Here is a 21,546-nt window from a genome sequence, read left to right on the forward strand (position 1 = left end):
ATAACCTTAGCGTTTTCGACCTTTCTCCAGCCGTGCCAGATGCGCCTGAAGACGCTCTATTTCTTCCAGCAGCTCTATCGCTAATGCAGCGCCGGCAAGATTTACCCCCAGATCTCGCTCCAGGCTGTAAACCCGGCGCACCCGGCGCACACAAATTCCGCTAAAGCGCCACTGCACTTCCCTGCTACGCGGCTCAATAATTCCCTCCTCAACCAAGGCAATGATGCGCTCCGCCGGCACACCACAAGCCCGACACAGTTCACTCAAAGTTAACTCACTCTCTTCATCCAGGAGAACACCGCTAAGCTGCTCAACCTTTTTAGGCATCACAATTATCCTCCCATGGACTGACGCGGATTGAAGTTGAATGCGTCGCCAAACTGACGGTATGCCTCGCGTTCATTATCAGTAGTGGCTGGCGGCGTAACAGTTTGCATCACTATATACATATCCCCCGGCTGCTTTGCCGGGATACCGCGGCCCTTGAGGCGCAGTTTTTTACCGTTGGTGCTGTTTGCTGGAATGGTCACTTTAATGGGACCATCGGGAGTGGGTACCTGAACCTTGGCTCCAAGCATTATCTCCCAGGGAGCCAAAGGCAAATCCAGGTAAACCGTTTTACCTTCTGTATGGAAAAGGGGATGAGAGTTGAAAGCAATTTCCAGGTAGAGATCACCTGGCTTACCTTCTCCAATGCCAGGCTCACCCTGTCCAGCCAAGCGAATCTGTTGCCCTTCAGTGATCCCCTTGGGAATTTTTATATTAAGAGTGCGCTCACGCAGTTGCGGTCGCCCATCTGCACCCAATACCGAGTGCTTTAAGGTTACTTGGCGTGTACCGCCACGATAACTATCTTCGAGATCTACTGTGATGCGGGCATAGGTATTTTCACCCTGGGCACTGTAAGAGCGGCGCTGCCCCTGCCCATAAGCCTGACGAAACCCGCCACGGCCAAACAAGCTTTCAAAGAAGTCACTAAAAGCTTCAGGATCAGCTTCGGTATATCCACCACCGTGAAACTCAAAACCCTGGTCCCAATTGGGGGGCGGTCGAAAATCCTGGCCAGACTGAAAACCACTGCCGAGCTGATCGTAAGCAGCTCGCTTCTCTGGGTCCTTCAATACTTCATAGGCCTCATTTACTTCCTTAAAGTGTTCTTCGGCGCCCTCCTCTTTACTGACATCCGGATGATATTTACGTGCTAATTTTCGATAGGCACGCTTAATCTGTGCCTGATCCGCACTCCGATCCAGGCCAAGTATTTTGTAATAGTCCTTGTATTCCATGGCTTTAATAAAAGCCGATGGTGACGGGATTCGCCATATATTTATGATATAAAATCGGTAAGAAGGTTAGTTGAGATCCTCCCCCTTCAACTAAGATTTAATAATATGGCGCCGATTAGATAAACGACGCCAAGCTGCAGTATTAATAACCAGTCTCGTAAAACATTGATCCATCTAGATACTCGATAGACCCATCGGTATAGTGAATATAGACCTCAGCAGGGTTTGAGGCATAAGCTCGCACTGTCACAGAACAGTACAAACCAGAGCTACAACCTTTAATCCAATTCACATAATCTATAGATTTTGTAATATTTACTATTTCCCAGCTTCCTGAAGTCGAGGTTCCAAAACTAAAATCCAAACCACCACAACGATTTGTTCCGTTGCCAATTACTTGCCCCCCAGCTTTGACGTTAAGGTTGCATTTAAGATCAGCAGAAAATGCAGGCAATGCAACGGCGGAGCCAACCAGCAAAGACAGTACTATTAATATTTTTTTGACATTCATTTGTAGAACCTTAAGATTATTTATTATTAATTGATAAACCAAAAACAACAAACCTCGTTAATGATGCTATCACCGCCAATAAACACTTCCCATAACAACAAAAATACAAATTAGATAAATAATATGAACTGGCTATCAATATAATTAAACTAATATCCAATAGCATGAAATTTCAAAGGAGACACTTGTTCCGGATACTTGGAATCAATGAACAGCCAAAAAAACTGAGATCCAAAGCCACTTTATAACTAACATTATTCGAATAAGGCAAGAATAAAGAGGATAGATATATAGATAAGTTAAAGGAATTTAACTACAACTACTCAACTTCTACTTATAAAAAATATATTAATGTATTTAACAGAGAACCAAATTTTCTTTGGTTCCCCAAAAAACAACCTCTATCGGAGACTATCGTTCAGCCGAGTAAGGATCTTCCGCATTTAAATAGGCCAAAACATCTGCTTTCTGTTCGGTTGAATTCAGCCACTTGCGAACTTCTTTAGCTTTATCATATAAGTCATCTCCAAATTTACTCCGATACATTTCAGAAAAAGTCTCTTGGGCCTTGTTCTCCCTGATCTTTTTCTGCCATTCATGAGTAACTAAAAAGTTAAGTGAGCCAGCAAGCCCTTCAGCTTTTAGTAAATCCCATTCGCCTTTATCTAACCAGACTCCACCGACAACAGTACTGTAATCAATACGATGTTCACTACTAGCTATAATTTTTATCTTTTGCATTATGGAGCCAGACACCGGGCACAAGATAGCTCGCTTAGTATCTTCGGAAACTACATCATTCAGATTACTAATATCTTCTGAAAATTTGTATTCAGGATTTTGTCTTTTCCAGCTTAAGTAATCTTCAATAAGAATCCAGTTACCCTCACAGGAAGAACAAGTATATCCACGAAATAACTCTTCGATAAATCCTGGTTTAAGAACGCCATCTTTACAGCTGGTACAGCGCTTCATATTTTGCACCTTAATAAAAAATAACCCGGATCTACCTATTTAGATCCGGGCTATAAGAATCATTTATTTCCAAAATAATAGTGAGTTTTGTACTATATAATTTAAAAAAATGTACGTTGCTCTAACTATCAATCTCAGTGGTCTTATTCAGGTCACCAACTCCAGCTTCTTTTAAGAGTGAGTCTACCAGTGGAGCCATAGCCCGATGTTTTAGAGCACTACCAACCAGAGCTTCAGGCAAGCTTTGTCCTTTGGATTCAGCATCACCATCTAAAACTCCGCTGCTTGCTCTACCATCAATACCATTTAAGCCCTCAACAGAGATAATTTTCATTCCCTCAATACTTTCCATCGGCTTAACGCTTTCACGGATAATATTGGGCAGATTTTCGTGCAGACTGAGGACCTTCTTAAGGGCAATTTGGGCTTCATTGAGGCTGTTATAGGCTTCATTCATCAGGCGCTGACCCTCAGCGTCCACTGCATATTTTTCACGATCAGCTTCAACTTTAATACGAATAGCCTCAGCTTCAGCTGCAGCCTGCAAGCGCAACGCTTCGGCCTTATCTTCAGCAGCCGCTTTCTCCGCATCGGCCATTACTTTAATACCCGTGGCCTGACGTTCCGCTACTTTTTGAGCTTCAATAATTTCAATGCGCTTATCACGCTCGGCAACTTCAACATCCTGAGCTGTGCGAACTTGCTCTTCGGCTTTTACTGCTTCAGCTCGAGCTACGTTAGCCTGTTGGTCCGCAAGAGATTGCTCTTTAGACTTTTCTGCAACAGCAATTGCACGTTCCTGCTTGGCAATTTCCACTGATTTCTCTTTGGAAATACGCTGCTCATCGAGAATACGCTCACCTTCAATCTCTTGCTCTTTCAAGCGACGCTCTTTCTCGATTTCCAGTAACTTAGTTGCCTGTTCCGCAGCAATTTGAGATTGGCTCACTTCGCGCTGAGCTTCAATTTCAGCCTTGCGTGCTGCGCGCTCCTGCTCAGCTAGTTCACGGGCAATATCCGCCTTCTGGGCAGCTTCGCGATTTTCCAGCTCGCGCTGTTGCTCCAGACGTGCGTAACGTTTTTCTTTTTCAATTTCTAATTTCTGGCGTTCAGCTTCGAGGTTTTTCTTCTCGATCTGTACCATGGTTTCCTGTTCTACATCATTGACCTCTTTACGGCGCACCTCAATAGAGCGGGTCATGCTGGCGAGGCCCTCGGCATCAAACACATTATCCTGATTGAAGAATTCTTTATGGGTTTGATCCAAACCGGTCAAAGATACAGCCTCGAGTTCCAATCCATTTTTTAATAGATCTTCGGAAACTACCTGCTGAACTTTTTGTACAAACTGGCTGCGCTGCTCGTGTAGCTCCGCCATTTCCATTTCTGCAGCTACCGAGCGCAATGCATCAACAAATTTACCCTCGATCATTTCCTTTAACGCTTCGGGGTCTAAAGTACGCAGCCCCAAAGTCTGTGCAGCATTAGCTATCGCATCTACATCCGGCTTTACTCGCAGATAAAATTCAGCAAGTACATCAACACGCATGCGGTCCTTGGTAATCAGCGCTTGATGCTCTTTACGGGAAACCGCCAGACGCAAAGTGTTCATGTTTACCGGAATGATTTCATGCAAAACCGGAAATACAGGTGCGCCACCATTCATAATAACCTTTTGCCCGCCCATACCGGTCCGTACAAATGAGCGCTCTTTCGAGGCTCTGGTATACAGGCGTGCAAATATAGCCCCGCTAACAATCAAGGCCACTAATATGGTACCGCCAATAAATAATAAAAACGAAAAATTTCCTATCACTGCTAGCTTCTCCATTTAGTTATTCTCTATAAGATGTATGCTGCTGGGGCGTGTTACTCGAAAATGTGCTCCCAGCTCTTCAACCAGTAACACCTTATCCCCCTGATTAAATGTTTCACTTTCATCCGGTTCCACCATCACATAATGTGTAGTTCCGTATTCATCACTAAAACGTGCTTCTGCTGGTGAACCGATTTCTGCTTTACCGATCGTAATAATAGCTACGCGGCCAATAAAGGAATTTCTCTTAACTGCCTCGGATTCATCACCCACAGCAAAGCGCCGCATAATGTTGCCAACAAAACGTACTTGAGGTAACGCAAGAAAAAAGACTGCCACAGCAAGTAAACCGCCTGGCAATAAATATCCAACAAGAGACTCTATGAGCATTTGGGCTACTAGGCCGGTCACTCCAAAGCTAACCAGAAAAGTTACTAACAGTATAAGTGCAGGAACTTCACCGAAACGCAACCACCCAAGCAGCTTAGTCATCTCCCCAGACAACCCTGTATCTGGCACGTCAACATCAAAATCTGGTAATAAATTATCCAGTAAATCTGAAATACCAACACCAATCAATGTCATGACGCCTTCAAGAAGCGCTATCATAAACATTAAAATCAGCGCACCGGTAAAGATCAGGTTTTGGTCTTGCAATAAAAATATCATCAGCCCCCCGATTTAATCTTGGCTAAACGTTCTTTCACACGATTATTTCGCGCGAACTCCTCAAGTTCTGCTAATTTGCTGGCATCTATCCCAGAGTCGAATGTCGATATAGCTGTATTACCTACTGCTCGATTAAATGCATCGGTAGCTTGTTCTACCTGGGCTTTTGGCTTTCTATCTCTGCCATATTCATCCGCAGTAACTCTACTACCTACCTTTTTATTGATTGCAATAAATTCTTGTAATTGTTCACGCATTTCACGTTTCTTACCTTGCAGGGCAAGAATATAGGAACCTAGTTCCTTTATTTCTATCTCATTTTCATTGATCGCTTTTTCTAAAATTGGAAGTTGCGCCTCAATATCCATTTGTTTGGCAATCGCGACTTCAGCCAAATCATCACGACCTTCATTTATAGCAATATCAATTTGTTCAGCTAAACGCTTATGACGAGCATTTTCATCGCTTAACGCTCTACTATTTAGATACTTGGATGCCTCAACTTTCCCTAGCTGATCTCGCACATCTGCAATTGCATCATCCACCTCCCGAATTGCCTGCTCCATCACTGACTCTGGTGCAGTGGCTTCAACCGAGTCCACGACGGCATTGGCGGACACAGAGATTAAACGTGATATGCGCTTTATAAACCCTTCACTCATAACTTATCTCCTGCTCCCAAATACAAGAATCCACCTTATCATTAGCTACAAATTTCAAGTGATGTCGAAACAGTATCCAATCTCTCACCATGGATACTGTTTATGTTTTCCTGCTGTGACGACAAGACAATTTTTCTGCAAAGTATTAGGAGTCTGCAGCAGAGTTTTTATAAGTAGCTCAATAGGATTGGAATCAATACTAAATTATATCAATGCCGTATTCTCTACGAGCAATTCCAATATCATTCCAATAAGTAAACTGCGATGACTTTTTCCCAAACAACAAGTCATTAATGGAAGGAGCGCTTCTACACAGGAAAGTTATGACCGGGCAGATTTTTTGCTCTGCCGAACCTCTCTCTACAGCAACCAATTTGCGCATTTTTTACTTTGTGTGACAGCGCTACTGTGATCGATCGACACCAAGGTAGGCATAGTCATCCACCGGTAAACACGCCAAAATTTACTGGATTCCATTGAGCATGACGTTCCTTTGCCTCACATGCATATAAATGTACACACACCAATAGAGTAGGTCAATCAATAGGAGGTAAAGTGAGTGGATGACGAGTTTTTAATCGTGGGTCGCTTGCTTTTATGCTTTGCTAAAGTAGCAGCTATTAGCGCTGTAAAACTGAACATTGTGGTTGGCATACAATTCAAAAATCAATTACACGCTATAACAACAGGCAAATAGTGGCATAAAATCGACGCCAACTTATGGTTTTGGAAATATGAACGCGCCCAGTTCTAATTTATCCTTTCAGTGCTTGGGAAATCCTATTCTCAATGTCGATAGCTATAAAACTAGTCATTATCTGCAGTACCCCCCAGGAACATCACACATTAGTAGTTATGTAGAGTGTCGTGGTGGTGAATTTGCGTCGACGGTATTCTTTGGCTTGCAGGCGTTTATCAAGCAGTACCTGAGCACCTCCATCAGTTCTCATCACATTGATGAAGCTGAAAATATTTTAAACCCCCATGGACTACCATTTAACCGTGATGGATGGAATCATATTTTAAATGACCATAATGGTTTAATGCCTCTTGAAATTACAGCGATAGAAGAAGGACAAGTCATTCCAGTAACCAATGTTTTAGCTCAGATTGTCAATACCTGCCCTTCATGCTTTTGGCTCACTACTTATATTGAGACCGCACTTTTACGGAGCATCTGGTATCCATCAACCGTAGCTACCCAGAGCCGAGAAATAAAGAAAATTATCTCACAGTATTTATTTGAAACAGCGGAAAATCTGGATACGCTGGAATTTCGTTTACATGATTTCGGGGCTCGGGGAGCCAGCAGTCTCGAAACAGCCATGCTGGGAGGTATGGCTCACTTAGTTAATTTTAAGGGGACTGATACGATATCCGGAATATTAGCCGCAAAAAGATTTTACAACGCCGCTGTACCTGGAGCTTCCATTCCCGCCGCTGAACACAGCACAATTATCGCTTGGGGACAACAGCATGAGGAAGATGCTTACCATAATATACTTGAGCAATTTTCTGGGGAAGGAAAAACTGTGGCTGTTGTCAGCGATAGCTACGATTTGTGGAATGCTATAGAGAATATCTGGGGAAAAAAATTAAAGGATAAAGTTACTCACAGTGGCGGCACATTAGTAATAAGGCCTGACTCCGGCAACCCAGAAGAAGTCGTGATAGAAGCAATAGAAAGGTTGATGCGGATATTTGGCTCGCAGAAGAATAAAAAAGGGTATCGATTACTACCCCCCTTTATTCGCGTTATACAAGGAGACGGTATCACCCGCTTTGTAATCCCGAAAATTCTCCAAGCAATGAAAGAAAACAATCAAAGCACAGAAAATCTGACCTTTGGTATGGGCGGAGGATTACTACAAAAAGTTGACCGCGATATGATGGGATTTGCAATGAAAGCCAGCGCTATCTGTATCAATGGCAGTTGGTACGATATTTTTAAGAATCCGAGAACCGGACCCGAGAAAAGGTCCAAGGGTGGCCGCCTTGCCTTGATTCGCGGCGATGATGGTGCACTTCGAACTATTGCGCAGAGCGACCTAAAATCAGAGGCTAACCTGCTGAGGCCCGTTTACCGCAACGGTATCCTGCTAAAGGATATTACTTTCGACAAAGTTCGAAGAAATGCTGACCTTTGAATCCCTTTCCACCCTCACAACGTCTTACCCCTACGAAACTTCACTTTACCGAGCGAGTACTTTACAACTTTAGGTTGGTCCTGTTAGTTGTGCGTATCCAAAGTCTGACCTCCGTGCACACAAGGCCTCCAGCGTCAGTCGTAATAACAATAAGTACCCGCAGAGAGTGCTCGTGCTCTCGTGGGGTAAAGGTAGCCAATGGAAAGAAGAAAATTCCTCAAGATCGCCGGTGTCGGCTCCAGTGGTATTTTGTTGCCTCTACAGGGCATTCAGGTCAGCGCGGAGCAGCTGCTCAATGAGGGCATGCACAGCTCTCATAAAAGGCACTTGGCGGATGTAGTCCTGAATACGGCGCGCAAGGTCGGGGCCAGTTATACCGATGTGCGCATCGGCCGCTATCTGAACCAGTATGTTATGACCCGCGAAACCAACGTGGAGAATATCGTCAACACGGAATCCCTTGGCGCTGGTATTCGTGTGATCGCCAACGGTACCTGGGGCTTCGCCGCCACCAACGACCTTACAGCGGATGGCGTTGCCCTTGCCGCGCGCCAAGCAGTTGCCGTAGCTAAGGCCAATGCCAAGTACCAAACTGAGCCCGTGCGTTTGGCACCAGTAAAAGGGGTGGGCGAGGTTTCCTGGCAGACACCTATCGAACAAAATGCCCTGCAGGTCCCCATCAGTGAAAAAGTCGATTTCCTGATGGATGTTAACAATGGGGCACTCAAAGCTGGGGCCAGCTATATCCGTTCTTCCCTGTATCTGGTCAATGAGCAGAAGTACTTTGCTTCTAGCGACGGCTCCTATATTGACCAGGATGTCCATCGCCTATGGGCACCTATGCAGGTGACCGCTGTTGATAAGCAGAGCGGTGCTTTTAAGACTCGCAACGGTCTCAGTGACCCAGTGGGGAGAGGCTATGAATACCTGGCCGGTCACGACAAAGACAAGATTCGCGGTCAGACCACTCTCTACAAAGCTTCCTATGATATGGCCGAGGATGCAGTGCTTGCAGCCGAGCAAGCCCAAGCCAAGCTATCAGCCAAGTCCATCGATCCGGGCAAGTACGATTTGGTACTGGAACCCTCGCATCTGTGCCTGACCATCCATGAATCTGTGGGTCACCCATTAGAGCTGGACCGCGTGCTGGGTTACGAGGCCAACTATGCGGGAACTTCCTTCGCCACCCTGGATAAGTGGCGCAGCGGTAAATTTCAGTACGGCAGCGATAAGGTCACCCTGTTTGCCGACAAGGTGCAACCGGGCTCCCTCGGCGCCGTCGCCTATGACGACGAAGGGGTTAAAACCAAGCGTTGGGACTTGGTGAAAGACGGCATCCTGGTGAACTACCAGGCTACCCGCGATCAGGTGCATATGATCGACCAAAAGGAATCCCACGGCTGCAGCTATGGCGATAGCTGGTCCAGCGTGCAATTCCAGCGCATGCCCAATGTCTCTTTGGCGCCAAGCGAAAAAGAATACTCGGCAAAATCCATGATTCGCGATGTGGAAAAAGGCATTTACATTGTCGGACGCGGTTCTTATTCCATCGATCAGCAGCGCTACAACTTCCAATTCGGCGGGCAGCTGTTCTATGAGATCAAAAACGGCGAGATCGTCGGCCAGGTTGAAGACGTCGCCTACCAGTCCAACACCCAGGAATTCTGGAATTCCTGCTCGGCGATTTGCGACAGCAGTGATTACCGCTTGGGCGGAACCTTCTTCGATGGCAAGGGCCAGCCGAGCCAGGTGAGTGCAGTCTCCCACGGCTGTTCCACCACCCGTTTTGACCAAATTAATGTAATCAATACCAAGCGCAAGATTTCCTGAGCGGCGCACAAGAATAAGTAATTGGAGAAAAGGCAATGGCCATTCTGAGTAGAAGTGAAGCGAAGCGTATTCTCGACAAGGTTTTAAAATACAGCCGCGCCGATGAAGCCAGCGCGCAGCTGGCCGGCAGCGAAACCGGCAATATTCGCTACGCGCGCAACAGCGTTTCCACCAGTGGTATCGTCAATGATATCGAGCTGGCCGTAGAGGCCCGTTTCGGCAAGAAATCCGGTGTGGCCACTATCAATGAATTCAGCGATGCCTCCCTGGAAAAAGTGATGCGTCGCGCCGAAGAGTTGGCCAAGCTATCTCCGGAAAACCCGGAAGCCATGCCGATGCTGGGACCGCAGAAATATGTCAGCGTAGACGGCTTCGCCAAGTCCACTGCAGATATCACTCCAGACCAGCGCGCCAAGGCTGCGGCAGATTCCATTATTGCAGCCAAAGAAAAGAAAGTGGTTGCCGCAGGTTACCTGGAAGACCAGCGCTCTTTTGCTGCAGTCGCCACCAGTAAAGGCTTGTTCGGCTACCACGCTTCTACCTCTGCCAATTTCACTGTAACCATGCGCACCGAGAATGGCCTGGGTTCTGGTTGGGCCGAAAGTGACGTTACCGATTTCGGTGCAATGAATACCGGCAGCACCTCCTCTGTCGCCATCGACAAAGCGGTCCTGTCCCAGGAAGCCCGTGCCCTGGAACCGGGCAAGTACACCGTGATCCTTGAGCCCAATGCGGTGTCCGGCCTGGTGGGTTACATGATGAGCGGCTTCGATGCGCGCAGTGCCGACGAAGGCCGCAGCTTTATGAGCAAAAAGGGCGGCGGCAACCGGACCGGCGAGAAGATGTTCGACAAGCGCGTAAATTTCTACTCCGACCCCACCAGTCTCGATGTGCCGGCTCAACCCTGGACCGACGGTGACTTTATGCAGCTGGGACGCACCGAATGGGTGAAAGACGGCGTAGTGAAAAACCTGGCGCGCAGCCGCTACTGGGCGGAGCAAAGCAAAGGCAAAGTGGTCCCCGAACCCAACAACCTGATTATGATCGGCGGCGATAAAACCACCGAAGAACTGATCAAAAATACCCGCCGCGGTATTTTGGTATCCCGCACCTGGTATATCCGTATGGTCGATCCACAGTCCATGCTGCTCACCGGCCTCACCCGCGACGGCACCTTCTATATCGAAAACGGCAAGATCAAATACCCGGTGAAGAACTTCCGCTTCAACGAGAGCCCGGTAATCATGCTCAACAATATCGAAGATATGGGCGTCCCCCAGCGAGTGGGTATGTGGGGCATGTCCGCCATGATTCCCGCACTGAAAGTACGCGACTTTACTTTCAGCAGCCTTTCTGACGCCGTTTAACCGCCAGCACCACTTGAGGATAACGAAATGGATAGAAGAAAATTTCTCCAGCTCAGCGGTGCCGGCCTGGGGGTTTCCATGTTGCCGCTGTCCGGCAATCTGGTGGCCGAAAGCAAACTGACGCAAAGCGGTATTGATCTCTCGGTAAAAAAAGAATTTGCCGATGTCGCCCTGAATACCGCCACCAAACTCGGGGCCACTTATGCCGATGTGCGTATTGGTCGCTACCTGAATCAATACGTGATCACCCGCGAGATGAAAGTGCAGGACGTGGTGAACACCGAATCTATCGGCATGGGGGTTCGGGTTATTGCCAACGGCACCTGGGGCTTTGCCGCCACCAATGACCTGACCGCCGATGGCGTCGCCCGCGCCGCCCGCCAGGCAGTAGCCACGGCCAAGGCCAACTCCAAGTACCAGCAGGAGCCAGTACAGCTGGCTCCGGTAAAAGGCCACGGCGAAGTCAGCTGGCAGACACCGATCCAGAAAAACGCTATGCAGATCCCCCTGGCCGACAAGGTGGATCTGTTGATGGATGTGAACAAGTCCGCCCTGGATGCCGGCGCCAGCTATATCAACTCCATGTTGTACCTGGTGAATGAGCAAAAGTATTTTGCCTCTACCGACGGCTCCTATATCGACCAGGATGTTCACCGTTTGTGGGCGCCCTTCTCGGTCACCGCAGTGGACAAGAAAACTGGCGGCTTCCGTACCCGCCAGGGCCTCAGCCAGCCGGTAGGACGCGGCTTTGAATACCTGGATGGCCGCGCCGAAGACAAGATCCAAGCGCAGACAGTGCTCTACCGCGATTCCTACGATATGGCCGAAGACGCACGCCTGGCGGCGCAACAAGCCAAGGAAAAGCTCACGGCTAAATCGGTCAAACCGGGCAAGTACGACCTGGTGTTGGACCCCAGCCACCTCTGGCTCACCATCCATGAATCCGTCGGCCACCCACTGGAACTGGACCGCGTGCTCGGCTACGAGGCCAACTTTGCCGGAACCTCTTTCGCCACTATCGATAAATGGCGCAGCGGCAAATTCCAATACGGCAGCGACAAGGTCAATCTGTTTGCCGATAAGGTACAGCCCGGCTCGCTCGGCGCCGTCGGCTACGACGATGAAGGCGTGAAGACCCGCAACTGGGATCTGGTAAAAGACGGTGTGCTGGTGAACTACCAAGCCACCCGCGACCAGGTACATATGCTGGGGCAAAAGAAATCCCACGGCTGCTGCTACGCCGACAGCTGGTCCAGCGTGCAATTCCAGCGCATGTCCAACGTTTCGCTGTTACCCGGCAAGGAGGAGCTGGGTGTTGACGATATGATCAAGGATGTGGAGAAAGGCATTTATATTGTGGGTGCCGGTTCCTTCTCCATCGATCAGCAGCGCTACAACTTCCAGTTTGGTGGACAGCTGTTCTACGAGATTGAAGACGGCAAGATTACCGGCATGGTGGAGGACGTCGCTTACCAGTCCAACACCCGGGAATTCTGGAATGCCTGTTCGCAGGTCTGCGACAAAGATGATTACCGCCTGGGTGGTTCCTTCTTTGACGGTAAGGGACAGCCGATGCAAACCAGTGCGGTATCCCACGGTAGTTCCACTGCACGCTTCGACGGTATCAATGTGATTAACACCAAGCGCAAGCTGGGCTAGCCATTGATCCAGGCGGGAGCTGGCCAGCAAACCAGTCAGCTCCCAGCATTGAAAATAAATGGGTAGAAGGAAAGAAGGTGCTCCGTTCGAGACCGTATGAGGCATGGATGCCGATTACGAGCGTACAGGGATGTATTTACAGCGTGTATCGAACGGAGCACCTTCTTTCCTTTCCTCTCAACAATAAAAACCAACGCAGTAACAGAGTTATCCCGTGTCCCTCACCCGCAAGGCTTTTCTCCAGCGCCTGATCCTGGGTAGCTGCGCCGCAGCGCTGCCGCTGGGCACACGCGCACAAAATACCGCACCGGGTAGTGCGCAGGAGCACTACGATTTTTATTTCACCCGCTTGATGTACGAGTCTGGTGACTGGGATGTAGATCAGCGCATGCCTTCCAACCTGCTCAATTCACTGGTGGAATACACCAATCTCAGGGTTGATCCCAAAGAGCACATAGTGCCGCTGGCCGATAGGAAAATGCTGCTGGCGCCTTTCTGCTACCTGGCCGGACACAAGCTGGTGCAATTCACCACGGAAGAGGCAAAGAATTTTCGCGACTACGTCAATCGCGGTGGCTTTGTATTTGTCGACGACTGCAACCACGATATCGACGGTCTCTTTGCCAAATCCTTCGAAGCACAAATGGCCGAGCTGTTTGGCGAAGACTGCCTGCAAAAGCTCCCAGACGATCACGACCTCTACCGCTGTTTCTTTCAATTCGATGAATTGCCGGTAACCAGCTTTGAATTAAATGGCTGGGGTGATGATCTGGTACATGACTACCTGAAAGCCATTATTGTTAACGGCCGTATCGCCGTGCTCTACAGCAACAAAGATTTCGGCTGCGAATGGGACTACGACTACCGCAACAAACGCTGGCTCGCCATCGATAATACAAAATTTGCGGTGAACATTGTTATTTACGCACTGACGAGCTGATTATGCTGACCACCCTGGAAAATAGTATCGAAGAACAACTGCACAGCCTCGACAATCTTCAACAGGAAATTGCGCGGGTGATTGTCGGCCAAAAACCCGTAGTGGAACAGATGCTGATCTGTCTGTTGGCCGGCGGCCACGCCCTACTCGAAGGGGTGCCCGGGCTGGGTAAGACCCTGCTGGTAAAAACCCTCGCCGATGCCAGTGCGCTGGATTTTAAGCGGGTGCAGTTCACCCCGGATTTAATGCCCGGAGATATTCTCGGCAGTGAGATCCTCGAAGAGGATCACAGCACCGGCAAGCGCTTTTTTAAATTCCAGCAGGGCCCGGTTTTCACCAATATCCTGCTCGCCGATGAAATTAACCGCACACCGCCGAAAACCCAGGCAGCCCTATTGGAGTCCATGCAGGAAGGCTCGGTAACCGTGGGCGGTAAAACGCTGAAGTTGCCCGATCCCTATTTCGTACTGGCCACACAAAACCCCATCGAACAGGCCGGCACCTATCCGCTGCCGGAAGCTCAGCTGGACCGCTTCCTGTTAAATATTCATATCGACTATCCCGATGAGCGGGATGAAGTGGAAATCCTGCGCTCCACCACCGGGACCAGCAGGGTCAAACCCAGCCCCAGCCTGGATGCGGAGCAATTGCGCGAAATGCAGCAACTGGTGCGGGAAATTCATGTTAGCGACGATTTGTACCGCTACGTGGCGATACTGGTGCGCGCTACCCGTATGGAAACCAGCGGCAGCGATACCCTGCAACAGTGGATCAAGTGGGGCGCCGGTCCCCGCGCGGGGCAGGCTCTGATTCTAGCCGCCAAGGCACGCGCCCTGTTGCAGCGGCGCCTCGCCGTCACCCGCGAGGACATCCGCAGCCTGTTACTGCCAGTACTGCGCCACCGGGTGCTGCTCAGCTTCCAGGCACAGGCCGATGGCGTGCAGATGCCACAGCTGATTGAAGAATTACTGGCAGCGGTGCCGGAACCGGGCCGGGACTGATCAGCGTGGAATACCTGTCCCCCAAAACCCTGGCCAGCTGTCGCGATCTGGTATGGCTATCGCGGCATATTGCCGAGGGCGTGATGCTCGGTGTGCAACACAGCCAGCGCCGTGGCACCGGCCTGGAATTTCACCAATACCGAGGCTATCAAGCGGGTGATTCCATCCGCCATATCGACTGGAAACTGTTTGCCCGCAGTGATCGCTACTATGTGCGCGAGACCGAGCAGGAGAGCCGTATGCATGTGTGCTTTGTGCTCGATAGCAGCGCCTCCCTGGGCCAGGCGAGCTTTGTCGAGCCCAGTCTGAATAAACTGCATTACGCCAAGTGCTGGATTGCCAGCCTATGCTGGCTGCTCAACGCCCAGGGAGACAGCTTTTCCCTATTGGCGTTTAACAGCAGCCGGACCGTTTATGTACCCGAAGGCCAGGGCGAGAGCCACCAGCGTCAAATCACCCTTCAGCTACAACAACTCGACGCCAGCGGCCACTGGCCAGATCGCGCTCAACTGGCGCCGCTGTGGCAATACTTTGAACGCCCCTGTCAGGTGGTGTTGCTGAGTGATTTTTTTCAACAGGGCAATGAGATCGGCGATTTTGCCGCACGCCTACACGCCGCCGGTCGCCCCTGCCTACCGCTGCAATTGTTAATTGAGGCAGAACAGACTTTTCCTTTTGGCGGAGAGCTAAAGCTGCTCAATCCAGAAGTAAGCGCCAGTACTCCCGCTACTTTAGAAGTGGATGCCGAGCGGCAACGCCAGTCTTACCTGGATGCTTTTGCTCAAGCGCAGAGCGAGTTAAAAGCACGCTTTGCCACACAGGAGTGCTCACTACAGACCGACCTTATCGAGCAGCCTGTGGAAAAGTCACTGCGGCAATTTATTCAACTGCACGGCAGGTTGTGCTGAGATGTTGTGGATAAATAACTTATTTCAATCCCCACAGTGGCTATGGCTATTCACAGCCCTGATTATCCCTGTCGCCATTCATTTGCTGCGCCGAAGTAATCCACAACAGGTCTCCTTTGCTGCGCTGCAATGGGTACAAAGATATTCACAGAGTCGCGCGCGCCGCCCTATTGTGGATAACAAGTGGTTGCTGCTATTGCGCCTGCTAATCGTCGCCCTGCTGGCAAGTTTATTGGCAAAGCCGCTGATTAAACGGGAAATTTATCCCCAAGAGGGCGTGATACTGGTAGACCCCAGAATTGAATCAGGGGAAGCGAATACATTTATCCACAATTCACTGCCGCAGCTTGTGGGGGAAGGTAATAAAGTACTGTGGTTATCCCCAGAAACGCCTTCCGTAACCTCACCCCCACCACAAAATGTGGACCTGTGGAAAACTCTATCAGCACTATCACGCCGGGCGGATTTGCGCAGGGCTCATATCCTGTTGATAAACAACGGGGTTCCAGCATCCCACCAGGCACTAAGAGTCAGTCCCCATTGGCAGTGGCACGGCCTCGACAAAACATCCACAGCTACGAGCCCGGTATTACCGGGTATCGCTTTAATGGGCAAACCGCCCAGCTGGTGGGCGCCTGTGCTGGAAGACTGGCAAGGCAATATGCCGGGACTATCGGTGCATATTCAGGAACAAGAAGAGACACCCAATGCCGAGCAGGCAGATTGGTTGATCTACACGGGCCCCGCTCCCCTGCCACAAGCCGTGCTGGAATTTGTTTCAGATGGCGGCCTGTTAATCACCGACAACAGTATCCCCCCTACCGATAATCTCAACTTCGTTGCTGTGGATAACAGCCAGTCAGCTCAAGCGGCCTCAATGGGACGGGGAAGTTGGCTGCGCTACGAAAGTGACTGGTACAGCGAGGCCTTTTATCGCCGCGCAGATTTACCTGAACGCTTATGGCTGCACTGGTCTGGGCAAGACTGGGCTCTGCAACACCAAAATCGTGGCCACTGGTCTGCCAATAAAGTAGTGGCAGGCCTTCCTGTAGAAGACAGCGAGGTAGAAAACCGCCGTATTGAACAACTGCAACCCTGGTTAATAGCCGCCCTACTGTTACTTCTGGCTTTTGAACGCCTAATTGTCCTATCGCGACCCGCAGTCATCATGGCAACCGATAGTAACGGGGAGGCCGACCATGGATAAGCGTGAGTCCACCCTTAACGCTGTGCGCAGGCGCTGGCAACTGACAGCCCTGCGGCCCTATCTCTGGCTTGCCACTGGCCTCAGCCTTCTGGCTGGCTTGGGCATTTTTGTATTCGGCTGGCCACAGTGGCTATTGCTCGCCTGGCTCGGAATTATTGTTGTAGCAATTCTATTGGATCGCAGCTGGCGCCCAAGCCCTGAAAGCCTATGTCGACAGTTGGATGGACAATATCCACAGCTGCAAGACAGCAGCCAGTTGCTTAGCCAACAGAAAACCAACCTAAGTCCATTGCAGCAATTACAGCGCGCGCGTATCGAAACAGAGCTGCAACAACTGCTGGAAAGTGGCGACCGGTCGTTTTTCGGTCCAAAAAAACTCCGCAGTACCCTGACAAATGCCTTCGGTGCCTGCCTGGGACTATTGTTATTTGTGCTGAGCGATTCTCACTTCACCGGGGATAAAACTGAGACCACACCAGCTATTCCCGTTGCCGAAAAGCTCGCCATAATCCGCGCGGCAACCCATATCCAGCCACCCGCCTACACTGGGCTCGCAGCCGACAGCCAATCCCTACAAGTCGATGTGCCGGAGCAGTCTGCGGTCGAGTGGCAACTTGAATTGAATCAGCCGGTGCAAGGACTGGAAATGCTGGCCGAAGCTGAGCGCTTCGCCTTTTCTCCGCTAGGTAATCTACCCAGTAAAAAATGGCAATTACAACGGACGATCGCTAAAGCAGACTTTTACCAGCTCTCAGTGCAACTCGCGGAGAGCCAAATGCTATTGCCGGAAATTCATAATATTCGGGTGAAAAAAGACAGTGCCCCGGAGTTTACCTTTGAGGCACCCAGCTTGCGCGTCGATACCATTCAAGGCAGCGCTCAAAGTATTCCCGTGAAAGTAATCATTAATGATGATTACCAGGTGAGTTCTGCGGATTTATTGGTCACCCTCGCCAGCGGCACCGGGGAAAATTTACGCTTTCGCGAAGAGCGTATTCCACTCACCAGTTTGCAATCCACTGCTTTATCAACAAGCCCCTCGGAAGATAAGAAAGCAGCTCGCTACGATTTCACCCTGCCCATCCACCAGTTTTCCATGGAAGCGGGAGATGAACTCTACTGGTATCTGGAGGCCAGGGATAACCGCGAGCCCAGTGCCAACGTTGCCAAGAGCCAACACTTTATCTTGCGCTGGCCGCAAGAGGAGATTTTCGGGCTGAGTGACAGCGAGGGGATGGCGATTAAGATATTACCGGAGTACTTCCGCAGCCAACGCCAGCTGATTATTGATACCGAGGCCTTGCTAGCCGAGCGAGAGCAGCTGCATCCGCAGGAGTTTCGCAAACGCTCCGAGGGTTTAGCCTATGAACAGAATTTGCTGCGTATGCGCTACGGCCGCTTTCTCGGCGAAGAGGATTCGGAAGCGGAGCATTCTGGCGCAGAAAGCGAGAAGCACGATGATAAAGAGGAGTCCGAACACGGCCATAGCCACGATCATACAGAACAAGGTGAGCACCAGTCACATGGCGAAGAAAATGCCACTCCCTTTGCACAGCGAGACTCCCATTTCCAACAGGCAGAGCGCATAGCTGCTTCTGCCGGACACCGGCATGACAGCTCAGAGCATGCCACCCTGTTCGACCCCCAAACCAAGGAGCTACTGCGCAATGCGCTGAATGCCATGTGGAGTTCCTGGCGCGACCTGTCGGTTATAGAGCCCCAAGCCTCCCTGCCCCACCAGCACCGGGCTCTGCGCTTTATCAAGGAAGTACAGCAGGCTTCGCGTATTTACTTACAAAGAGTCGGGTTCGAGGCGCCCCCCATAGACGAAAGCCGCCGGCTTAGCGGTGAACGGGAAGACGTAACGCCAGAAACTGTCGACAGTGCCTTTGAACAAAAACAAAGAGCACAGGTGCTCGCCCTAATGGCCCAAGTAGACTCTGGCGCCGAACTCGATACCGATCTGCTGGTGCAGATAAATGAGCTAGCTGCAGAGCAATCAATAGATCTCGGCCTGGAACTGTCCAAACGGCTGCGTTTATACCAGCAGCGCCACCAGCAACCGAATTGCATTGATTGCACAAACTCCCTGAATCAGCTGCTCTATCAGCTACTGCCAGCACCGGAATCTGCGCCTTCACTGCCTCTGCAAACTGAGGCAGACGGCCATTTCAGCCGTTGGCTACACCAGCAAGGGGAGAAATCATTGTGATTGATTTCTTGATACCCGGCCTGTGCCTGTTGGCCTGCTTAGCATCACTCGTACTATTGCGCCGCCGAGGCGCCAAGCCGTTCGACTATGGCCTGCAACTGGCGATTTGGTTGAGTGCCTGGATGCTCTGGCAGCCGCCGGCAATCATTCCCGCCGAGCGCAATATCTCTATCGACAGCAAACAGCTGGCGAGCTCACAACCAATAAATCTCAATGGTGTGGAAAATATCTCTCTCAATGGGGAGCCACTCGGCCGCGACAAACTTCGGGACCTGGCACCGGTACGTCTGGAGTTATCGAAGATCCTGGAATCTGATGGCCGCTGGGAATTGGACTGGCAGCGGCAAATTACCTTGGGTGATTCTTTAAAGTTAAAGGTTCACAACAGCCAGCCACTGACTGAAAACGTAAAAATTAGTCTGCTCAATCCCTACGGCCATATTGAAGACAGTCTTGAGCTAAAAGTGGGAGAAACAATTCAGGCACAACTCACTGCCACTCCAAAACTCGCAGGCCCCCAGCTATACCGAGTACGGACGGAAAGCGAAGCCGGCGAAACCCATACAGATCCTTTACCCATCCTGGTGCGTGAACCGCTCCAACCCAAATTGTTACTGTGGCTGGCACGCCCCTCTTTTGAGACGGCCGCCCTCTCTCGCTGGCTGCGCCAATCCGGTGTAACAGCACAAGTGATGACCCAGTTGGCACCTGAAATTAGTAGAAAAGAAACTCTCAACGGCCTTCCACTTACCGAGTCTGCGGATTTATTCACGAATGAAAGTCCCTTCGATTTAGTGATACTCGACAGCAGTTTGTGGCCACAATTTTCTGCTCTGCAAAAGCGTCAGCTCAACGAACTGGCCACTACAAAGTCACTGTTATGGTTAGTCAGTGACGATAGCTCTGAAGAGTTTCTCCAATACGCTGCTGCCCAATCCATGCCTCTACAAAAGGAAGAAGCCACCCACTTACATTCCGGCTTTGGCTACCAAAAAGCGGACAATCCGGAGATTCCCCCACTGCGTAATCTTGGCTTCAAAGTCACACAGCCCGGCTCCTACGACTTTTTACTGGGCAATGGAGAGCCCCCACTTTTCTGGGGGCGTTCGACTGAGACACAACACCTCGGGTTTATCCTATTTAGTGACAGCCATCGCTGGCTAACCAGTGGCTTTACTACTGAATTCGCCAGCCTGTGGAAGTCCATTATTGATTACCAACTCAAGCATTTGGGTAGTCAGCAGCCAGTAATCCTCTCCAATGAGTTACCGCGTACACAAGAACGCATCACCCTATGCAGCCCACTTTTTTCTGATCAGAGTCCATTCTTATCAGAGTTTCAAGATAGCTCCCGCTCTACCAAAGGAATCGCCGCAAGCAGAAGTTCCCGGGGTCAGTGCTACAGCTTCTGGCCCCAAAATTCAAGTTGGCACCAGCTTTGGACTGAATTGGAAGGGGAGTCGGTACTAGACTTCTATATCTTTGCCAAAGAGGACTGGCCTCTATGGCAGCAGTCCCTGAATGCCAGGGAAACCCAACTAATGGCTGCCGCACGTTTGGGGCCAGAAGCAAATAATCACGCAAACAGGGTTTTGTTGGGGCGCCAATGGCCGGCCCTTATATTGCTGTTACTAGTGTGTATAAGCTGGTGGCGGGAACGCAGGCTTTTGAATAGATCACGACCCTGAGGGCTTCGCCGTAGGTTTATTTCCCGGCTTAGCCTCTTGCTTGGGAAATATCATCTGGTCGACGGGATACCCCAAAGCTTTGGCCTTCTGTAAAAACTGCTCCAACACATCCTTGGGCATGGTTGGGGTGCGGGACAATATCCACAGATAGGATTTATCGTAGCCAGATACCATCGCGTATTGGTAGTCATCCGATAGAGCAATCACGATATAGGATGAGTAAAAGGGGCCAAGAAAAGAGACTTTCAAATGGCCCACATTTTTCGGGCCGACAAACTCGGCCCTCCCCTCCGCCATTTGCCAGGCATCACGCGCTTTTGAATAGCCGGTATTGATCACCGCGACAGAACCATCATGGTTGAGACTGTAGTCGGCAGTTACCTGGGTCAGGCCGCGCTCGAATGAGTGATCCAATCGAGCAATCTCATACCAGTGACCTAAATATCGCTGTAGCTGGAAGTTTTGGACAGGCTCAACCCCCTCCGGCACCCGGGTACAGGCACCCAGCCAGAAAAAGGAAAGCAGTAATACACCCAGTGAAAACAGCTTCATCTACCCACTCCCAGCAAGCTCCCCTCAAGTCAGAATAGAAGGCAGGGGTTTCACAAGATCAGGATAGTTTCGGGAATCTGTATTTCACCCATAAAAAAACCACCGCGAGGGTGGTT

General features: G+C 50.1%; 19 protein-coding genes. 11 read left to right on the forward strand and 8 right to left on the reverse strand.

The annotated features are described in order from the left end of the window. Window positions 1–6: 6 nt before the first annotated feature. The 7 genes from ACJJI6_RS16220 to ACJJI6_RS16250 all read right to left on the reverse strand — a co-directional run bounded on the left by ACJJI6_RS16220 (window position 7) and on the right by ACJJI6_RS16250 (window position 5,919). A complete protein-coding gene (locus tag ACJJI6_RS16220; RefSeq protein WP_413665909.1) occupies window positions 7–327 on the reverse strand; it encodes a chaperone modulator CbpM in 321 nt (106 codons plus the stop codon). 5 nt (window positions 328–332) lie between these two features. Continuing rightward, window positions 333–1,286, reverse strand: coding sequence for a DnaJ C-terminal domain-containing protein (locus tag ACJJI6_RS16225; RefSeq protein ID WP_475711236.1), 954 nt, complete (start codon window positions 1,284–1,286; stop codon window positions 333–335). Between the two features lie 142 nt (window positions 1,287–1,428). Continuing rightward, window positions 1,429–1,797: a hypothetical protein gene (locus ACJJI6_RS16230; protein ID WP_475711238.1), complete on the reverse strand. Its 369-nt coding sequence runs from the start codon at window positions 1,795–1,797 to the stop codon at window positions 1,429–1,431. Between the two features lie 411 nt (window positions 1,798–2,208). After that, entirely contained in the window at window positions 2,209–2,772 is a 564-nt protein-coding gene (locus ACJJI6_RS16235) for a TFIIB-type zinc ribbon-containing protein (protein WP_475711240.1), read from the reverse strand. Between the two features lie 121 nt (window positions 2,773–2,893). Continuing rightward, complete coding sequence (locus ACJJI6_RS16240; protein WP_475711241.1) at window positions 2,894–4,603, reverse strand: flotillin family protein; 1,710 nt, start codon at window positions 4,601–4,603, stop codon at window positions 2,894–2,896. Next, on the reverse strand, window positions 4,604–5,257 hold the full coding sequence (locus ACJJI6_RS16245; RefSeq protein WP_475711243.1) for a YqiJ family protein: 654 nt from the start codon (window positions 5,255–5,257) through the stop codon (window positions 4,604–4,606). Next, on the reverse strand, window positions 5,257–5,919 hold the full coding sequence (locus tag ACJJI6_RS16250; RefSeq protein ID WP_475711244.1) for a PspA/IM30 family protein: 663 nt from the start codon (window positions 5,917–5,919) through the stop codon (window positions 5,257–5,259). Before ACJJI6_RS16250 ends, ACJJI6_RS16245 begins: the two co-directional genes overlap by 1 nt. A gap of 559 nt (window positions 5,920–6,478) precedes the next feature. Here ACJJI6_RS16250 and ACJJI6_RS16255 point away from each other — a divergent pair. From ACJJI6_RS16255 to ACJJI6_RS16305, 11 genes are all read left to right on the forward strand, one after another. After that, window positions 6,479–6,616 (forward strand): hypothetical protein, encoded by a 138-nt coding sequence (locus tag ACJJI6_RS16255; protein ID WP_475711246.1) that lies wholly within the window; start codon window positions 6,479–6,481, stop codon window positions 6,614–6,616. A 37-nt stretch (window positions 6,617–6,653) separates the two neighbouring features. Next, window positions 6,654–8,066 carry a nicotinate phosphoribosyltransferase gene (locus tag ACJJI6_RS16260; protein ID WP_475711248.1) on the forward strand — a complete coding sequence of 471 codons (1,413 nt, stop codon included), beginning with the start codon at window positions 6,654–6,656 and terminating at the stop codon, window positions 8,064–8,066. Window positions 8,067–8,264: 198 nt separating this feature from the next. Beyond that, the gene (locus ACJJI6_RS16265; protein ID WP_475711249.1) at window positions 8,265–9,896 is read left to right on the forward strand and encodes a TldD/PmbA family protein; all 1,632 of its coding nucleotides are present in this window, start codon (window positions 8,265–8,267) and stop codon (window positions 9,894–9,896) included. A 35-nt stretch (window positions 9,897–9,931) separates the two neighbouring features. Next, complete coding sequence (locus ACJJI6_RS16270) at window positions 9,932–11,263, forward strand: TldD/PmbA family protein (RefSeq protein ID WP_475711250.1); 1,332 nt, start codon at window positions 9,932–9,934, stop codon at window positions 11,261–11,263. 27 nt (window positions 11,264–11,290) lie between these two features. After that, window positions 11,291–12,922: a TldD/PmbA family protein gene (locus tag ACJJI6_RS16275; protein WP_475711252.1), complete on the forward strand. Its 1,632-nt coding sequence runs from the start codon at window positions 11,291–11,293 to the stop codon at window positions 12,920–12,922. Window positions 12,923–13,136: 214 nt separating this feature from the next. Beyond that, a complete protein-coding gene (locus tag ACJJI6_RS16280) occupies window positions 13,137–13,862 on the forward strand; it encodes a DUF4159 domain-containing protein (protein ID WP_475711254.1) in 726 nt (241 codons plus the stop codon). A gap of 2 nt (window positions 13,863–13,864) precedes the next feature. Then, the gene (locus tag ACJJI6_RS16285; RefSeq protein WP_475711255.1) at window positions 13,865–14,863 is read left to right on the forward strand and encodes an AAA family ATPase; all 999 of its coding nucleotides are present in this window, start codon (window positions 13,865–13,867) and stop codon (window positions 14,861–14,863) included. A gap of 5 nt (window positions 14,864–14,868) precedes the next feature. Further along, on the forward strand, window positions 14,869–15,771 hold the full coding sequence (locus ACJJI6_RS16290) for a DUF58 domain-containing protein (protein ID WP_445359252.1): 903 nt from the start codon (window positions 14,869–14,871) through the stop codon (window positions 15,769–15,771). Window position 15,772: 1 nt separating this feature from the next. Further along, window positions 15,773–16,978 (forward strand): N-terminal double-transmembrane domain-containing protein, encoded by a 1,206-nt coding sequence (locus ACJJI6_RS16295; RefSeq protein WP_475711257.1) that lies wholly within the window; start codon window positions 15,773–15,775, stop codon window positions 16,976–16,978. After that, window positions 16,971–19,190: a hypothetical protein gene (locus ACJJI6_RS16300; protein ID WP_475711259.1), complete on the forward strand. Its 2,220-nt coding sequence runs from the start codon at window positions 16,971–16,973 to the stop codon at window positions 19,188–19,190. The genes ACJJI6_RS16295 and ACJJI6_RS16300 overlap by 8 nt, the downstream gene beginning before the upstream one ends. Next, on the forward strand, window positions 19,187–20,878 hold the full coding sequence (locus ACJJI6_RS16305; RefSeq protein WP_475711261.1) for a hypothetical protein: 1,692 nt from the start codon (window positions 19,187–19,189) through the stop codon (window positions 20,876–20,878). The genes ACJJI6_RS16300 and ACJJI6_RS16305 overlap by 4 nt, the downstream gene beginning before the upstream one ends. Here the strand turns inward: ACJJI6_RS16305 and ACJJI6_RS16310 are convergent. Then, a complete protein-coding gene (locus ACJJI6_RS16310; RefSeq protein WP_445359248.1) occupies window positions 20,867–21,430 on the reverse strand; it encodes a lipocalin family protein in 564 nt (187 codons plus the stop codon). The two genes, ACJJI6_RS16305 and ACJJI6_RS16310, sit on opposite strands and share 12 nt — an antisense overlap. Window positions 21,431–21,546: the final 116 nt, after the last annotated feature.

The sequence above is a fragment of the Microbulbifer maximicatervae (SeqCode) genome (genome assembly GCF_056232625.1).

Bases quoted from the DNA above. Each gene is read 5' to 3' on its own strand.
- ACJJI6_RS16235 (WP_475711240.1), bottom strand. From the start codon at position 2,772: ATGAAGCGCTGTACCAGCTGTAAAGATGGCGTTCTTAAACCAGGATTT.
- ACJJI6_RS16260 (WP_475711248.1), top strand. From the start codon at position 6,654: ATGAACGCGCCCAGTTCTAATTTATCCTTTCAGTGCTTGGGAAATCCT.
- ACJJI6_RS16225 (WP_475711236.1), bottom strand. From the start codon at position 1,286: ATGGAATACAAGGACTATTACAAAATACTTGGCCTGGATCGGAGTGCG.
- ACJJI6_RS16285 (WP_475711255.1), top strand. From the start codon at position 13,865: ATGCTGACCACCCTGGAAAATAGTATCGAAGAACAACTGCACAGCCTC.
- ACJJI6_RS16265 (WP_475711249.1), top strand. From the start codon at position 8,265: ATGGAAAGAAGAAAATTCCTCAAGATCGCCGGTGTCGGCTCCAGTGGT.
- ACJJI6_RS16300 (WP_475711259.1), top strand. From the start codon at position 16,971: ATGGATAAGCGTGAGTCCACCCTTAACGCTGTGCGCAGGCGCTGGCAA.
- ACJJI6_RS16240 (WP_475711241.1), bottom strand. From the start codon at position 4,603: ATGGAGAAGCTAGCAGTGATAGGAAATTTTTCGTTTTTATTATTTATT.
- ACJJI6_RS16295 (WP_475711257.1), top strand. From the start codon at position 15,773: ATGTTGTGGATAAATAACTTATTTCAATCCCCACAGTGGCTATGGCTA.
- ACJJI6_RS16270 (WP_475711250.1), top strand. From the start codon at position 9,932: ATGGCCATTCTGAGTAGAAGTGAAGCGAAGCGTATTCTCGACAAGGTT.
- ACJJI6_RS16310 (WP_445359248.1), bottom strand. From the start codon at position 21,430: ATGAAGCTGTTTTCACTGGGTGTATTACTGCTTTCCTTTTTCTGGCTG.
- ACJJI6_RS16275 (WP_475711252.1), top strand. From the start codon at position 11,291: ATGGATAGAAGAAAATTTCTCCAGCTCAGCGGTGCCGGCCTGGGGGTT.
- ACJJI6_RS16220 (WP_413665909.1), bottom strand. From the start codon at position 327: ATGCCTAAAAAGGTTGAGCAGCTTAGCGGTGTTCTCCTGGATGAAGAG.
- ACJJI6_RS16230 (WP_475711238.1), bottom strand. From the start codon at position 1,797: ATGAATGTCAAAAAAATATTAATAGTACTGTCTTTGCTGGTTGGCTCC.
- ACJJI6_RS16245 (WP_475711243.1), bottom strand. From the start codon at position 5,257: ATGATATTTTTATTGCAAGACCAAAACCTGATCTTTACCGGTGCGCTG.
- ACJJI6_RS16250 (WP_475711244.1), bottom strand. From the start codon at position 5,919: ATGAGTGAAGGGTTTATAAAGCGCATATCACGTTTAATCTCTGTGTCC.